The organism is Desulfovectis peckii (assembly GCF_055391705.1).
In genome coordinates this window covers 308482-323979 of record NZ_AP042409.1, presented here as the reverse complement: position 1 = coordinate 323979, position 15498 = coordinate 308482, and the positions used below count along the sequence as shown (strand labels likewise).

General features: G+C 43.2%; 12 protein-coding genes and 2 tRNA genes. 6 read left to right on the top strand and 8 right to left on the bottom strand.

The window, feature by feature from the left end; translation table 11 throughout:
- The first annotated feature begins 71 nt into the window (after positions 1-71).
- Entirely contained in the window at positions 72-1049 is a 978-nt protein-coding gene (locus tag ACZ5NG_RS01635; protein WP_464252280.1) for a copper amine oxidase N-terminal domain-containing protein, read from the top strand.
- A 59-nt stretch (positions 1050-1108) separates the two neighbouring features.
- Here ACZ5NG_RS01635 and ACZ5NG_RS01630 read toward each other — a convergent pair whose 3' ends face one another.
- Positions 1109-2824: a methyl-accepting chemotaxis protein gene (locus ACZ5NG_RS01630; RefSeq protein WP_464252279.1), complete on the bottom strand. Its 1716-nt coding sequence runs from the start codon at positions 2822-2824 to the stop codon at positions 1109-1111.
- Between the two features lie 758 nt (positions 2825-3582).
- On the opposite strand from ACZ5NG_RS01630, the gene ACZ5NG_RS01625 reads away from it, so the two are divergent.
- Complete coding sequence (locus ACZ5NG_RS01625) at positions 3583-4326, top strand: NAD(P)/FAD-dependent oxidoreductase (RefSeq protein ID WP_464252278.1); 744 nt, start codon at positions 3583-3585, stop codon at positions 4324-4326.
- Between the two features lie 103 nt (positions 4327-4429).
- Here ACZ5NG_RS01625 and ACZ5NG_RS01620 read toward each other — a convergent pair whose 3' ends face one another.
- The 7 genes from ACZ5NG_RS01620 to ACZ5NG_RS01590 form a co-directional block, all read right to left on the bottom strand.
- Positions 4430-6667, bottom strand: coding sequence for a hydrogenase iron-sulfur subunit (locus ACZ5NG_RS01620; RefSeq protein ID WP_464252277.1), 2238 nt, complete (start codon positions 6665-6667; stop codon positions 4430-4432).
- Positions 6668-6671: 4 nt separating this feature from the next.
- Complete coding sequence (locus ACZ5NG_RS01615; protein ID WP_464253092.1) at positions 6672-7946, bottom strand: FAD-dependent oxidoreductase; 1275 nt, start codon at positions 7944-7946, stop codon at positions 6672-6674.
- A gap of 91 nt (positions 7947-8037) precedes the next feature.
- Positions 8038-9918 (bottom strand): adenylyl-sulfate reductase subunit alpha, encoded by a 1881-nt coding sequence (gene aprA, locus ACZ5NG_RS01610; RefSeq protein WP_464252276.1) that lies wholly within the window; start codon positions 9916-9918, stop codon positions 8038-8040.
- Positions 9919-9978: 60 nt separating this feature from the next.
- The gene (aprB, locus tag ACZ5NG_RS01605; protein WP_464252275.1) at positions 9979-10416 is read right to left on the bottom strand and encodes an adenylyl-sulfate reductase subunit beta; all 438 of its coding nucleotides are present in this window, start codon (positions 10414-10416) and stop codon (positions 9979-9981) included.
- Between the two features lie 144 nt (positions 10417-10560).
- The gene (gene sat, locus ACZ5NG_RS01600) at positions 10561-11730 is read right to left on the bottom strand and encodes a sulfate adenylyltransferase (protein ID WP_464252274.1); all 1170 of its coding nucleotides are present in this window, start codon (positions 11728-11730) and stop codon (positions 10561-10563) included.
- A gap of 326 nt (positions 11731-12056) precedes the next feature.
- Entirely contained in the window at positions 12057-12926 is an 870-nt protein-coding gene (locus tag ACZ5NG_RS01595; RefSeq protein WP_464252273.1) for a CoB--CoM heterodisulfide reductase iron-sulfur subunit B family protein, read from the bottom strand.
- Positions 12927-13508: a 4Fe-4S dicluster domain-containing protein gene (locus ACZ5NG_RS01590; protein ID WP_464252272.1), complete on the bottom strand. Its 582-nt coding sequence runs from the start codon at positions 13506-13508 to the stop codon at positions 12927-12929.
- A 511-nt stretch (positions 13509-14019) separates the two neighbouring features.
- On the opposite strand from ACZ5NG_RS01590, the gene ACZ5NG_RS01585 reads away from it, so the two are divergent.
- The 4 genes from ACZ5NG_RS01585 (at position 14020) to ACZ5NG_RS01570 (ending at position 15468) form a co-directional block, all read left to right on the top strand.
- On the top strand, positions 14020-14166 hold the full coding sequence (locus tag ACZ5NG_RS01585; RefSeq protein ID WP_464252271.1) for a hypothetical protein: 147 nt from the start codon (positions 14020-14022) through the stop codon (positions 14164-14166).
- A gap of 123 nt (positions 14167-14289) precedes the next feature.
- Positions 14290-14365: transfer RNA gene (locus ACZ5NG_RS01580), tRNA-Val, on the top strand.
- A gap of 6 nt (positions 14366-14371) precedes the next feature.
- A tRNA-Phe gene (locus ACZ5NG_RS01575) sits at positions 14372-14447 on the top strand.
- 112 nt (positions 14448-14559) lie between these two features.
- Entirely contained in the window at positions 14560-15468 is a 909-nt protein-coding gene (locus tag ACZ5NG_RS01570) for a M41 family metallopeptidase (RefSeq protein WP_464252270.1), read from the top strand.
- Positions 15469-15498 lie beyond the last annotated feature (30 nt).

Genomic DNA, 15498 nt, shown 5'->3' with positions numbered 1-15498 from the left:
ATTTTGGAAACCTTATGTGTTGCTGTTACGCCTTATATAGGCAAAACATTTATGAAAGGAGAAGGGATAAATTGTCATTCAAAAAAGTACTGGCCGGAATATTAGCTGTTACTGTATTTACGCTTCCCGTTGCATCAGCCCATGCCGCCAACTTAGAAAAATTAACTACTGCCAAAGGCAACGGTGATGTGCTGGAAGCAAAACAAGTTTGTTTTCATTCCGTTACGGGTGTGGTCAAATCAATCGCTGATTTCCGCGGCAGTGACGGTACGAAGTTGGTGACTATTGAAACCGAGCAAGGAGAGCCGGCAAATCTTGTGGTATCCGCCGATACCTATATTTTAAATAGTACACCGATAACCAAGGGTTCATCCGTCACTGTTTTTTATGATGCCCATGCACCCCGCATTATGATTTACCCACCCCAATACCCGGCAGAAACCATAATTGTAAACAGCGAAAAGCAAATGCCTAATATTAAGGTTGATGTCTTTAGCCGAAATTTAGTCAGCAGCGATCATAGTTTAAAACTAAATATTTCTGAACAGACACAGATTATTTCTCGAAACGGAAAGGCTTTCAGCGGTGACTTGGCCGACAAAAAACTGCTGGTAGTATATGAGCAGTCTACCAAAAGCATCCCGGCCCAAACTACCCCTATTAAAATAGTAGTGTTAGAGCAAAGCTCTACACCTTCTGTCAATGCTCCGGAGATGTCAGTGGTTGTTAATAATCAAGCCTTAAAAGCCCCCGCAGCTTATCTGAACGAACAAGGCATTGTTATGGTTCCGCTTCGTTCAACCGCCAATGCCTTAGGGGTAGCAGTGCACTGGGATGCCGGGCAGCAAAAGGTAACTGTTGACCGGAACATTACCTTCACTATTGGCCAAGATAATTACACTAAAGCTGAAACAGCAGTTGTTAAATTGGGCACTGCCCCGGTGTTAGTTGAGGGAACAAGCTATGTTCCGCTGAGCTTTTTTACAGATGTCATAGGAATCAGCAATGTAGAACAGTCTGGCGGGCAAATTCTTATCAATAATAGATAATTAATATTCAATGCTTTTACTGCAAAAATAAGAGGTGCTTTGACGCACCTCTTTTGCCTTTATTTTTCATCGAGCTTAGTTATCTCTTCTTCAGAACTGTCTTTAAAATCTTCATCAGCATTTGTCTCTTCTGTATTATCTTCTGTATTATTTATTTCTTCTATATATGCTTCGTCAGCGGCAGCAGCAATTTTAAATTGTTCTACCGCCTGCTGCAATTGACCGGCAATATGTGCCAACTCTTGAGTGGCGGCAGTTACCTGCTGCACGGTAGAGGATATCTGTTCATTGCTGGCTGCCAATTGTTCCATGCCCTCGCTGTTTTGTTGGGAGATTTCAGCAATCTCTTTAATCATGCTAATTGCACTGTTAACAGATGTAATGATGTTGTCTAACGCTTGGCCCGCTTCGGAAGCCAACTGTACACCTTCTTCTACTTCTTTAACTCCGTGCTGCATGACGTTACTGGCCGCTTCCACACCGTCTTGCACTTTTTGAATCAGTTGATTAATTTCTTCCGTAGCATCGGCCGATTGCTCCGCCAATTTGCGCACTTCATCGGCTACTACCGCAAAGCCCTTACCGTGTTCTCCCGCCCGGGCCGCCTCAATAGCGGCATTTAACGCCAAAAGATTAGTCTGTTCGGCAATGCCGGCAATGACACCGGTAATCTTGCCAATTTGACTGGATAATTCATACAAACCGCGGATGGAATTTGCCACTTCGTTTGTTGAAGCGGCAATGGCATTTATCTTTTCTACCGCTCGTTTTACCGTTTCATTGCCTGCTTGCGCCACTTGTCCGGCCTTATGGGATTCTGCCGCAGCTTTTTTAGCGTTTTCAAAACCGGCGGCAGTAGCAGCGGCCACCTCATTTGCCGTACTGGCTACCTCTTGACCGGTAGCATTAACCTCTTCCGCGGAGGCCGCCAGTTGTTCACTGTGGGCAGCCAGCATTTGCGCATTTTGGGCCACATTGCTGATTAAACCACTTAATCTTTGGGCCATGTTGTTAAACGCTCGCCCTAAATCGCCAATTTCGTCATTGCTTCTAATCTGCAGTTGTTCACTAAAGTCTCCTTCGGCAAATTTGTTAGCACCGTCAATCAGACGCAAAATCGGCACTTTAATTAAATTAGTGAGGACAAATGCTAATATACAGCCGGCTAAAAGTGCCAGCGCAGTAAATATGACAGAGTTTCTTTGCACACCGTCAGCATTGCTCTTCGCCTCACTAATATACTGTTCTCTAACGGCAAAGTTATTATTAACCAGCTCTGTGATCGTAGCCATTATTTCATCAGCCATCACCTTCTGTTTGGAGCTGGCCGAGCTTAATTGTACATCAATTTCAGCTCGCTTTTCTTCACTGTCGGCTTTAATCCGTTGCTCAACGAGAGAAATTAGATCTTCCCTGGCGATGCGATCATACTCATCCACCATGTTTTGCAAGTTTTCCACCGTTGATTTGTTTTCCGCAGCGGTTATTTTCATTAGTTCATCCAATGCTTGCATAATTTGATTCATGTTGTTAGTATATTCATTTTTAAACTCTACCGAACCGGTACTGTAATATCCTCTAAGACCGGCCATTGCTCCGTTAAAATATACTTGAATATCCCTTTCTAATTCTAAACGATCATTAAGCAGATCAATTTGATTTAAATAATGATTTGTAGCATTGCTAATAGTAAAGCAGTAAACTCCCAATGCCAAAATTAAAACAATTAAAACCGTATAGCCCAGGCCAATTTTAGTGCCAATCTTAAATTTCATGTTATTTTGATCCCTCCTGTGTTATTTGGCTAAGCTACTATTTTAAAAATTAGCTCATAAATTTAATAAATTTAAAGCTAAATCTTGTTATATAACAGATATTATTAATTAACCCTCCTTGCTAGCTATATAGTAGTGAAAAATAAAAAAAGCACAAGATAATACAATTTTAGCTTGGCATGGCTATAATTCTATACCGGCTGCCAAATTCCTCCTTTTTTCTAAAATTTCGACTAAACTTATTATTTAAACAAAGGCTCCGTTTAGCAGCATTAGCGGTTATTAATTTGGGTTACTGTGGCTTATCGGCCCCTACTGCCATTAAAAAATACTAAAAATTTTTTTCTTTGGAAAATATAAAAAAGGCTTATATACAGTTTTAAATATGCAAAAAGGCAAAGGATTCCTGGGGGTATTAAAGTGGACAAAAAATACATGCGCATAGCCATTATCGGTGCCGGACCGGCAGGAATGGCCTGCGCCCTGCAGTGTGAAAGGCTGGGGTTATTCCGGATATTTTTGAGAGTGAACAGGACATCGGTTGGAACTGGCCGTCGGTTATTCTTCTGTTAAATGTCTTTGAACTAGGTGCCGGAAATGTAAGACATTACTTAGAGAAAAAATATGGCATTATTCTTAATCCAATTGATGCCATTAGCAAAATAATTCTTAAATCACCAAATGAAAAAGCGGTAATTAAGGGGAAACTTGGTTATTTCTTCGCCAGAGGGAAACAGGAAACTTCTATAGAAAATCAATTGCGCCGTTTATTACAGCATACCACTGTGCGTTTTAACCGACCGGCGGATTTTGAAGAGTTATCTAAAAAATACGATTATGTAGTTGTAGCCACCGGCAATGATGTTGCGGCCAAAAGACTGGGGGTTTGGGAAGACTGTGGGAAGGTATACATTCACTCTGCTTTAACCTTAGGAGAGTTTGATACCGGTACCCAGCTAATTTATTTTAATACCGAATATGCCGGTCGGGGATTTGGCCGCTTAACACCTTTTAGTAATTATCACGCTATCGTTGATCTTTACGGCATAGGTATTGATAAATATGAAATGGAAAAGAAATTTGAGCAGTTTCTGGAGTATGAAGGCTTATCCGATCTAGAGGCGAAATTCAAAATGATTCTCCCCCCTTTTTCATTGGGCAAAGTCAGCAAGTTTCAAGTGGATAATGTTTTATTGGTTGGCAGGGCAGCCGGGCTAACAGAAAGGCTTACCGGCACCGGGTGTACCGCGGCTTTATCCAGCGGTTTTTTAGCGGCAGAAGCGATGATTAAGGGTAAAGACTACAACAGTTTGGTTAAACCGCTGCAGGAGCATATTGAAAATATTTCTTCGTTAAGAAAGATATATCAAAAACTTGATAATTCCGGCTTGGATATGTATGTTAAATTAAACCAGCAAGCCTGGTACAAATATTCATTATATAATTCGCCGATCAACTTTTTAGATATTATCGGCGGTTTATTAAAACGGCTGACAAAGTAATACTCCCTCTATGGTAACAGTTTTTTGTGTTAAATGTTTACCATAAAGGGAGCATATCACATAAATCACAGAGTTAGTTATTTTGTTTATTTATAATTACAAATTATACGAAGTCTTTCATTGGGTTGGGGCCTAGTTCTTCCAGATCTTCTGCAAACTGATCCAAGATCTTGGGTATTTCCATGTAATCCATAATGTTTACTTCTACCGCACGTACCCGTTCAGATTCTAAGCCCAAACGGTCCAATGTTTCTGATATCTTGGAAAGGCGGATTTCAGCTAATTCACTGCCTCTAATAAAGTGGCACTGATAATCCTCACCATGTTTACATCCCATTAATAATACGCCGTCATAACCGCCACTCATCGCATCGTTAATCCATACCAAGTTCAATGAACCCAGGCATCTAAGGGGTATAATTCTTACCCATGGGTTGTACTTCAGGCGGTTAATACCGGCCATGTCAATTGCCGGAATAGCGTCATTTTCACAAGCAAATACTAAAATTCTCGGCTTTTCTTCAAACTCTTCCGGCATACTGGAAGCCTTAAACATGTTGCCAATCATTGGTACAGAGTAGTTCTTGAAGGAAATAATTCTTTCCGGACAAGCACCCATGCAAGTACCGCATCTTCTGCAACGGGTAGGATTCGGCAATGGGTTGGTCTTTTCATCTTCGTTAATGGCACCGAACGGACATTCCTCGGTACAACGCTTACATTGGGTGCAACGGTTCATATTAAAGATTGGGTATGATAAATCTCCGCTTCTCGGGTGTACTGCTGCACCCCGGGCTGTAGCTTCCACACATTGAATAGCCTTCAAGGCTGCACCGGTAGCATCGGTAACGGCCTTGGCCATGTCCATCGGAGCACGCACGGTTCCGGCAGCATAGATACCGGTGCGGCGGGTTTCATACGGGAAGCAAATATAATTAGAATCGGCAAAACCGTACTTTAAGGTCGGCAATTCAGGGCCTTGCCTGTATTCCAGGTTTAATATATCAGAAGCAATGATGAGATCCTGCGGTGCTTGTTCCTCTTCTTGAGCGGCAGCTGCCTCTTCTTCGGCTTCGCCTGAAGATTCTACAACTAATTCTTCACCCAATGCAGTTGTCGGCACCATGCCGGTAGCCAATACTACCAGGTCGGCTCCTTCTATTTGGGCTTTGCCGCCCAGTAAAACATCTTCCGACTCTACGGTTAATGTTCCGTCACTGGCTTCGGTGATACCGGTAACGTCTCCTTTAATGAAAACTGTGCCGGCCTCTTGGGCTTTCTTGTAGAAATGTTCATAAGTGCCGGATGCCCGTATGTCTTTGTAGATAATATAGGCGCTGGCATCAGCATTGAGCTCGCTGACATAAATCGATTGTTTCAAAGATTCTACACAGCAAGCCGCAGAACAGTAAGGCAGGCGTTCTTTATCCCGTGAACCGGCACATTGAATAAAGACCACCTTTTTGGCTTCCTGGCCGTCAGAGGGACGAACAATCTTACCGTTCTTGGCCATTGCTTCTAAGTCGGCATGGGTAATCACATTTTTGTATTTGCCGTAGCCAAGGTATGCAAGCTTGTCGTTGCTAACTGGCACAGCACCGGAAGCAAGCACAATTGCACCGAATCTTTCATTTACTTCACTGCCGTTAACATCAATGCAGGCATCAAACATACCGGGAGCGCCGGCAATTTTTTTGATTTTAGCCGATGTATAAACAGTTACGTTGTTTTCTTCCAACTCCTTAAGCCGGCCTTCGATATTGGGGTCTTCCATTTCTGTGTAGGGGGCTTTCAGGGGGGTGACCTTATGCAGCTTGTTTAACCAGCCGCCAATGCTGGCCTCTTTTTCTACCAGGGTTGTTTTATAACCGGCTTTAGCAGTTTCTAAGGCAGCGGTAATACCGGCCATGCCACCGCCGACAACTAAAATCGACTTGGACAGATCTTCAGCCTGGAATGGTTCCGGAAGCTCCATTGACTTAACCTTGGCACAAGCCATTCTTATAATGTCTTCGCCAAGCATTGTTGTATCTTCATCATCAGGCTCATGTACCCAAGCACCTTGCTCGCGTAAATTAGCACGCTCAACAATCTTATCGGGACCGAAATCAAACACATCATAATTTACCCGACCCGAGCAGGCAGCTATTACTATTGTGTTGACACCTTCGGCCTCAATATCTTTTTTAATTAACTCCACCCCTTCAGCACCGCATAAAAACGGGTGGGTTTTGCATACAGAAACTTTACTTTCCTTGGCAGCGTCAACCAGGGCATCAACATCAAACGCATCGCCAATACCACAACCGGTACAGATATATACTCCATACTTTTTGTCCATGTTGTTACCTCCTCACCGTAGATTGGATAGCCTTTAATACGGCAGCGGTAGCATCCTGTACAGAAGATGCAACATCACCGGGTTTTCTTGTACAGCCCGCAGCATAGATACCAGGTGTTGGAGGTCCGGAAACCAGAAAACCGTCAACATCATAATTTACATCTGCCGGAACTTTGCTGTCTGCGGTTGCCGGTGCCATACCGGTTGCCAATACAACCAGATCATACTCCAGTGTGGTCACTTCCTGGGTAATCTGATTTTCAGCCAATACCAGCAGATTGTTGGTGTTGGGGTCTTCTTTAATTTCACTGGGCTTACCTTTGATGAAGGTTACATTTTGAGTATCAAGCACTTTTTGATAGTAGTCTTCATGCTTACCCATCGTGCGGATATCCATATAGTAGACAGTAATGTTAGCGTCGGGATATTGTTCTCTGACATAGTTTATCTGCTTCATGGTGGCCATGCAGCACACAGAAGAGCAGGTTTTGAGGTGATGTTCATCACGGGAACCGGCACACTGCACAAAAGCAATATTTTTCGGCTCGGCATTATCTGACGGGCGGACAATCTTACCTTGTGTCGGGCCGGTTATATCAGCCATGCGTTCCATTTGAATATTGGTAATTACATTCTTAAATTTTCCGCCGCCATAGTTGCTAAGCTTAGTGAGGTCGTATGAATTCCAACCGGTTGCCCAAATAATCGAAGCAACATTTACCTTCATGGATTTAGCTTCCATGTTTAAGTCAATTGCCTGGTACTCACAGGCTTCAACACACTTGCCACATGAAGCACCTTGACAAGCAGCACCGTCAATAACGTACTTCAGCGGGAAAGCAAATTGTTGTGGCAAGTAAATAGCCTTGGTATTGTCCATGCCAAAATTAAAGTCATTAGGTCTTTCTACCGGACAAACCTCAGCGCACTTTCCACAAGCGGTGCAGTTCTCATTTACAAAACGCGGATTTATTTTAATCGTAACATCAAAATTTCCTTCTTCACCGGAAATACTCTCTACTTCAGCCATTGTGATGACCGTTATTTTTGGGTTCTTTCTGATTCGTTGGAAGTTAATTTCTAAACCGCAGTTCGGGGGGCACATTTTAGGAAAGTATTGATTAATTTGCGCAACCTTTCCGCCTAAGTAGGAATTTTTTTCTACCAAGAACACCTCGCAGCCTACTTCTGCCGCTTCAACTGCCGCGGTAATGCCGCTGATACCCCCGCCTACTACTAATATTGATTTATTACCCATCTTTTCACCCCTGTTCCAGATGTCGTAGGATAGGCACTTCTCAAAATAATCTAAAGTATGGCCCGTGACCGTTAAGGCCACGGGCCATATTAATTTTTAGACAATATCTAATTTAGTCAAACAGTCTGATAAGCGGCTTCTTGAATACGTCCCACTCACCGGTCTTGGGATCGTACTTGCAGTTAACAAAGCAGAGCCAGTTTTCTTCGTCCATCTTCGGAAGGTCTGCACGATAGTAGTAGCCAGGCCAACGAGTTTCTTCACGGAACAATACAGAGCGGATGTGGGATTCAGCCTGCATAGTTCTGTGTTTGTTTTCCCAGCATCTCATTAATTCGTGCAAGTCGCGAGCTGCCAGGTTTTCACTGTCTTCTTTCAACAGTTGCAGGTAATCAAGGCCTTTTTCCAGCATAAGCTTACTGGTTGTAAATCTTTGTGATACACCGCCGCAGTACTCGTCCATCAGCTTTTGCAGACGGAACATATACTGCTTGGGCAGGATGTAGTTCGGGTTAACATCCGGGTCAGTGGTGTAGCCACTGTGCTCTTCAAACAGCTTCAAGGGCTTGATAATTTCTTCCTTGATTTTTTCTACTTCTGCAGGATCTACGTTGGGCATTTCCGGATTTTCTACAACGAACTTAACCATTGCTTTACCGGCAATACGACCTTCAGCGTGTGAACCGGAGGAGAACTTGTGGCTGGATGCACCAGAAGCGTCACCGGCTGCAAATAATCCTTTAACAGTGGTCATATTGGTGTAACCCCAGAAGTACTCTGGAGGAGCAATGTCTTCCGGACCGGATACCCAAGCGCCGCTGGCACCGGAGTGTGAACCGATGAAGTAAGGCTCAGCAGCTGCGATTTCAGACGGTTTTTCTTCCGGCTGGGTGTTGGTAGCAGCCCACAGGATAGCCTGGGAAATTGTCATGTCGAGGAAGTCTTCCCATGCTTCTGCTTCTAATTGCTTCATTTTCTTCTTGAAGGCTTTCGGATCATCTTTATATTCTTCAGCTAATCTATGAATAGCTTCTGCAGTCTGCATGTAGATAGGTCCGAGACCCTTGTTTTCGTCGATCATGCTCAGGTAGTTACGTAAGTTAGCGGGTACAGGCTTAACTAAGCCATACGGACCCCAGTTTTCTAATTCCGGACGGTTGTGAACCATGTATTCGCCGCCTTCAGCGTTGGTAGCTTTTGATTTGAAGAGCAAGAACCAAGCGCCGACAGGGCCGTATGCGTCCTTAAAGCGTACCGGAATGAAACGAACTTCTTGACAAGTCATTTCAGCGCCGGCCAGCAATGTGAAAGCTGCAGAGGAACCGGAACTGAAAGGAGGATACCAGGAACGACCTAAACCTTCACCGGTGGAACGAGGACGGAATACGCCAACGCAGCCACCCATTGCAGCGAGAACTGCTTTAGCTTTGAATACATAAATCTTTTCTTCACGAGTGCTGAAACCAATAGCACCGGCGATTCTGTCGCCATCTAACAGCGGCTTGCAAATGTATACGCGCTCATAAATGTTTTCGGTGCCCAGAGCATTCTTAGCTGCTTCAGCTACTACGATCTTGTATGATTCACCGTTAATCATGATTTGCCAACGGCCTTCACGAACATAGTTGCCGTCCTCTGTTTTCCAAATGGGCAGACCCCATTTTTCAAACAGGTGTACAGAAGAGTCAACGTGACGAGCGATGTTATAAACTAAGTCATCACGAGCAATACCCATTAAGTCATTTTTAACGTATTCAACATACTGCTCAACAGTGTTGTCCCCTTTAGCCAGACCGAGGTACTGGTTAATAGCGGACAGACCCATAGCAACAGCACCGGAACGGTCGATAGCAGCTTTATCAACTAAGGTTACCTTTAAACCATGCTTCTTAGCCCAATAGGAAGCTTCTACGGCAGCACCACATGCAGCCATACCGCCACCGAGAATCAGAATATCAGTAGTAACTTCTACAGTTTCAAAGTTAACCGGCATTATATTAACCTCCTTCGTTTATTCTCATTTAATTTGTTTTTTTCAAAAGTTATCAGTTAATTACTTTTTAATTGTCGGAAGGTCCATTCCCAGTGCTTCCGGCTCAGCAAATAAAAGTTGGCTGTTCAGATCATCATGAGTTGCATAGCCGCCGGTCGGATCTGCAGTACCTTCTTCAATGGTTCTGATGGGGAACTTAAAGCGCTTAACAGTGCCGTTACGGAACTTAACAGTCCACATAATGCTGTCGGAACCTCTCAAAGGTACAACGCTGGCGCCCATCGGAACAAAGTCAGCATAGCCACGAACGTCAATAGCTTGCTGCGGGCAAATCTTAACACAGCAATAGCATTCCCAGCACATCGAAGCATCGCGGTTATAAGCTTTCATTCTTTCCTTGTCCAACACCATTAGGTCGTTGGGGCAGATGTACATGCATGCGGTTTTATCCTGCCCTTTGCAGCCGTCGCACTTTTCTTGGATTACAAAACTAGGCATTAATTTTAACCTCCTATTCTCATAATTTTTTTGTTTTATATTGAGGCGTTTGGAGAGAAGGTTATAAATTTTTATCCAGACACGAACCTTTTCTCCCCAAACCCCATCCTTTACTTAGCTTCAGTTAATTAGTTAGGAAATCAATTACTTATTAAGGCTTTGGTAGTACTCAGTGAGAATTTCCAGTACTTCTTTCCGGCCGAACTCCAGCGGCGGCAGTTCACCGGCAGCGAACATAGCCCGAACTTTAGTACCGCTAATGGAGATTCTGTCTTCCGGACCATGCGGGCAAGTTTTTTCAGTAGCCATTCCCATGCACTTCTTGCAGTAGTAAGCAGCAGTAACTTTAATCGGTTGGCAAAGGATTTCACCAGGTTTAAACTGATCAAACATTTCTTGCGCCTGATACGGGGTGTAATAGCTGCCTACACCGGCATGGTCACGACCAATTAAGATGTGACTGCAGCCAAAGTTCTGACGGAAAATAGCGTGCAGGATAGCTTCACTGGGGCCGGCATAACGCATTTCCATCGGGTAAACTTTCATTGCCACGTGTTTCGGATTGAAGTAGTTTTCCAGGTGAACTTGATAACACTTAAAGCGAACTTCAGCCGGAATGTCGCCGGGCTTTAGCTTACCGACAATTGGGTGAATGAATAAACCGTCGCAAATTTCCATCCCGATTTTGCACAAGTACTCGTGTGAACGGTGCAAGGGGTTACGGGTTTGGAATGCGCAAACAGTGCTCCAGCCTTTTTCTTCAAAAAGCTTACGGGTTTCAGCCGGATGCGCATAGTAGCCGGCGTATTTTGTGGCATAACCTAACTCGCTGAAAGTAACAATCGAACCGCCAACGTTTACTTCACCTTGAGCCATAACCTTTTGTACACCGGCATGCTCAGGATCATCGGTGAAGAAAACTTCTTTACATTCTTTTACTTTGTCATACTCATACTTATCTTCTACCGTAAGGATACCGACATAAGTACCGGTTTCATCGTCAACCAGGGCAACTTCTTGGCCTTCTTTAAGGTCTTTGGCTTGTTCCTTAGTTACTGAAACAGTAATCGGAATCGGCCATGCTAAGCCATTTGCCAAGTGCTTAGTGTTTACAACGCTTTCATAATCTTCTTTGTTCATAAATCCGGTTAGCGGGCTGAAAGCACCCATACCAATCATCAACACGTCAGATGTTTCGCGAGAAGTCATTCTGATAACCGGCAGAGTTTTAGCCTTAGCTAACCATTCTTCACGTTGGTCTCTTGGAACCAATACCGGGGTTAGTTTCCCACCATGGGGTTGAACTAATGCCATTTACTTTACCTCCCTTATATTTTGTTTGCCGATTCGTTCGCTAAATTTGTCGATTTGTGGAGGTTAGATCCTTCACAAATTGTTTTGTAGCGAACTATTGTGTTGTTAAAACGAAGGTGCTTTTGTGAAGAGTATAACTTGCTTTTGTATTATTACTTTTAATTAAGCAAGTTACCTCCTCGGGCTTTTATTTTTAGGCGCCGGCACCGTTGCGCCTAAAACTTATTCTTTAGCCTTGTGCTTATATATTCCATATTCATTTAAAAAATCCTTCTAGTTTGAGAAAAAAATTTCATTCTTTTATTGAGTTTTTTCTACCTTTTTCGCTACATATATTTAGCTAATTTTTTTTGCGGAGAAACAATGCAATAGTTCAATCCGACATCTTTCTTATCCAAGCCAAATGCCAATGCCAGCAGTTGGGTGATAAACAGCACCGGCATGTGGTGATTTGTTTTAAATTCTTTGTTTGCTCTTGCCTGGTATGCATCTAAGTTCATTTGACATAACGGACAGGGAGTTGCAATTATATCAGCACCGGCTTTAGCTGCTCCTTCAATAATCGGGTGCACTGCTTTAGTGGCAATTTCCGGGGCAGTCAAAGCCATGGAACCGGTACAACACTTTTCACTGTTTTCAAAGTCCACCGGTGTAGCACCAAGTGCTGAAATAATTTTAGCCATTGCTGTCGGATATTCCGGATCATCGTATTCTCTGGGAAGCGCTCTCACGCTTTGACATCCGGTAAAAGCGGCAACTTTAAGACCTTTTAAAGGCTTCTTCACTGCCGCCGCAATTCTTTCCGGCCCAACATCATTTGCCAAAATATCCAACACAAAGCGTACTTTTAAACTTCCGTTATACTGCAAACCGTCTTCTTTCAGCGCAATATTGGCTTTTTCCTTAAACTTTTCGTCCCTAAATTTTTGGTTAGTTAAACCCAGGATGGCGTAGCAAGAACTACAAGTAGTTACTACATCAAGCTGTTGCTTTTCAGCCAAAGCCAAATTTCGGGCTGCAAGCACCTGTGCAGGAAATTCCCCAATGGCGCTGGACATTACTGTAGCACCACAGCAGTTCCAGTCGTCAATTTCCTTTAATTCAATACCTAAGGCCTTTGCAACAGCTAAAAAGGCATGGTAGTTGGCTAATGCAGTCCCCTCACTGGCACACCCAGGATAATAGCTGTACTTCACTTAGCCTTCCTCCTTTGCCAGAGCTGCTGCCCGCTGCAGAACCTTCCGCAGATTAGCGGGGTTTTTCACACCTTTTCCGGGCATAAACGACAAGCGTTTATGCTTGACCATTTCCAACCCGACATCCTTCATATCAAGCCCTAACTTTATCGCCGGCCCAATTCCTAGCTTTAAGCCATATTGAAGGGTTAAGCCACCCTCCCAAATACGGCCACGCTTAGAGACATCTGACTGATACACTTTTGCCATCAGAGTGGAGTTATGTTTGTAACCTTCCTCGGCAGCTATATGCTGTAGCCCATGCATGATATCCATCATCGGCACACCGCGCGGACACCGACTGGCACAGGTATAGCAAGATGTACATAGCCAGATGGTTTTGCTTTTAAGCACTTCGTCCTTAGCACCGGCACGGATTAATTGAATTATCCTCCTGGGGGAATTGTCCATCATATCTTTGAGCGTGCAGGTAGTAGGACAAATACCGCACTGCATGCACATCTTTACCCAGCGGCCGGCATCTGTTTTGTAAACCCTTTTAGTAAACTCAGGATCATACTTTCTCACTTCCATCCCGGGCATATGTCTGCTCCCTCCCTTCAATATGCAATTTTATAAAATATCAAAAAGCAAAGCTTTTTAATTGTGAACTTGCGAACACAGCTTGATAAAAAAAAGCGGCTTTCGTGCGGATTTTTCCAAAAACAATTGGAGCTATATTTTTTAGTCAGTCAGGCAACTATGTAATTAATAGATTGTGTAAATTTTAACATGTTTATAGGCGGTTGACAAGTATAATTATTATTTTGCCTGCCTTTTTGTAAATATTACTATTACATGTTACATAATGTATGATATCTTGGCTTATTATTGAGAGTATTCGCCATCTTTATCATTAATCCTGCTTAATTATCAAAAAATATGGAAATGTCTAACATTAAATTTAAAGCGGCAACGCTTTTCCAGAAATATACTATTCCTATCCCTTGCAAAATATGCTTAGCATTTGTTCATTTATTCTTAAATAATAAGCAGGACTTATTTGGCTGATTTAGAAATACTTATATTAAGTTTTTAGAAGGAGTTGTTACCGTTGATTCCTAAAGTACAATGGATTTTACGACTGGTTGGCTTTATTGTCATTGGTGCAAGTTTATTTGCCGGTGAACATGCCTCTCTTGTCGGTGCAATCGGTGCAATGCTGTTTTTATTGGGAATGATTAGACTAAAAAAAAAATAAGTAATACCTGAACGGCTAAACTTTTGTCACGCAAATCAGTCCCTGTTCTACAAAATTTACCTAAATATGACATTGACTTACGCCCGGCTTTTTGTTATTATACTAATTGCTGTTAAAAGTTACGGGCGATTAGCTCAGCTGGGAGAGCGCCTGCCTTACAAGCAGGAAGTCGGCAGTTCGAACCTGTCATCGCCCACCACATAATGCCACGGTAGCTCAGTTGGTAGAGCAGAGGACTGAAAATCCTCGTGTCGGCGGTTCGATTCCGTCCCGTGGCACCATATTTAAAGGACGCCATTAGGCGTCCTTTTTATCTTCCATGAAATTAAAGGATGTTTAACACATACGCCGAAATAAGAATGTATTTTCTAACAAAGAAAGGCGGTTCAACCAATGTACTCATTAATAATTGCGTTAATTGCTGTTTGCTACCTGATTATCGCTTATCTTCCCTTTTCTAAACTTGCTTTTTTACAAAATTATCAGTTTATGATTAACATTAATGATGCCTTTGACAAACTGGCCTTTTACACCTTAGTCGCCACTGTCATCGGTGCCCTTTATTTATTTTTAATTCATAAGGTGCTAGCACCTTATTTAGAGAAAGAAGCACAAAAACATGCCGCGGCTGCTAAAACTAAAACCGTAGCTACATACTTAGTGATTGTCGGGCTGGCAGCATCACTGTTAACTCTTATGGTATCAGTATTTTATACCGGTGGCTTGTATGGTTTGGTGGCCAAACCCCAGCCCTGGACCGCTGAGGAACTGGAACGCATCTCCGTTCATGAAGCCGGACATGCCGTGATGAGGGAAATCGAATACCCGGGTTCTACCATCAGAGCGGAAATTGTCAGCCCTTCCGATATTGCCGATGCCAATAACTGGTTTGAGCAATCGCTGCCCAGCGGATTTGTGATGGGAGAAAATCCTTCCCGCCTACCCTCAAAGGAACAAATAATGAAAAACATTAGAATTTATTTGGCCGGCTTAGCTGCTGAAAAAATAATCTATGGCGACAAGCAAGCCTATGTAAGCGCAAGTGACGATCTGGATAAAGTCCACGAACTGGTCGTTAAACTCTGCAACAACGGCTTGACTTCTTGCGGTCCCCAATCCTGGGCTGCACTTAATGATGAAGAAAAGTCCGCTCTATACAAAGAAATTGTCGAGCCGCAGTATCAAAGAGTTCAGCAAATCTTAGCCGAACACCAAAAGGAAATCAAAGGGGTAGCCAAGGCACTGCAAGAAAAGAAGACACTAACCGGTGACGAAATTCGCAGGCTGATTAACCACAACTAATTCCCGGTAAGTTTTTTAAATTTTAATGTA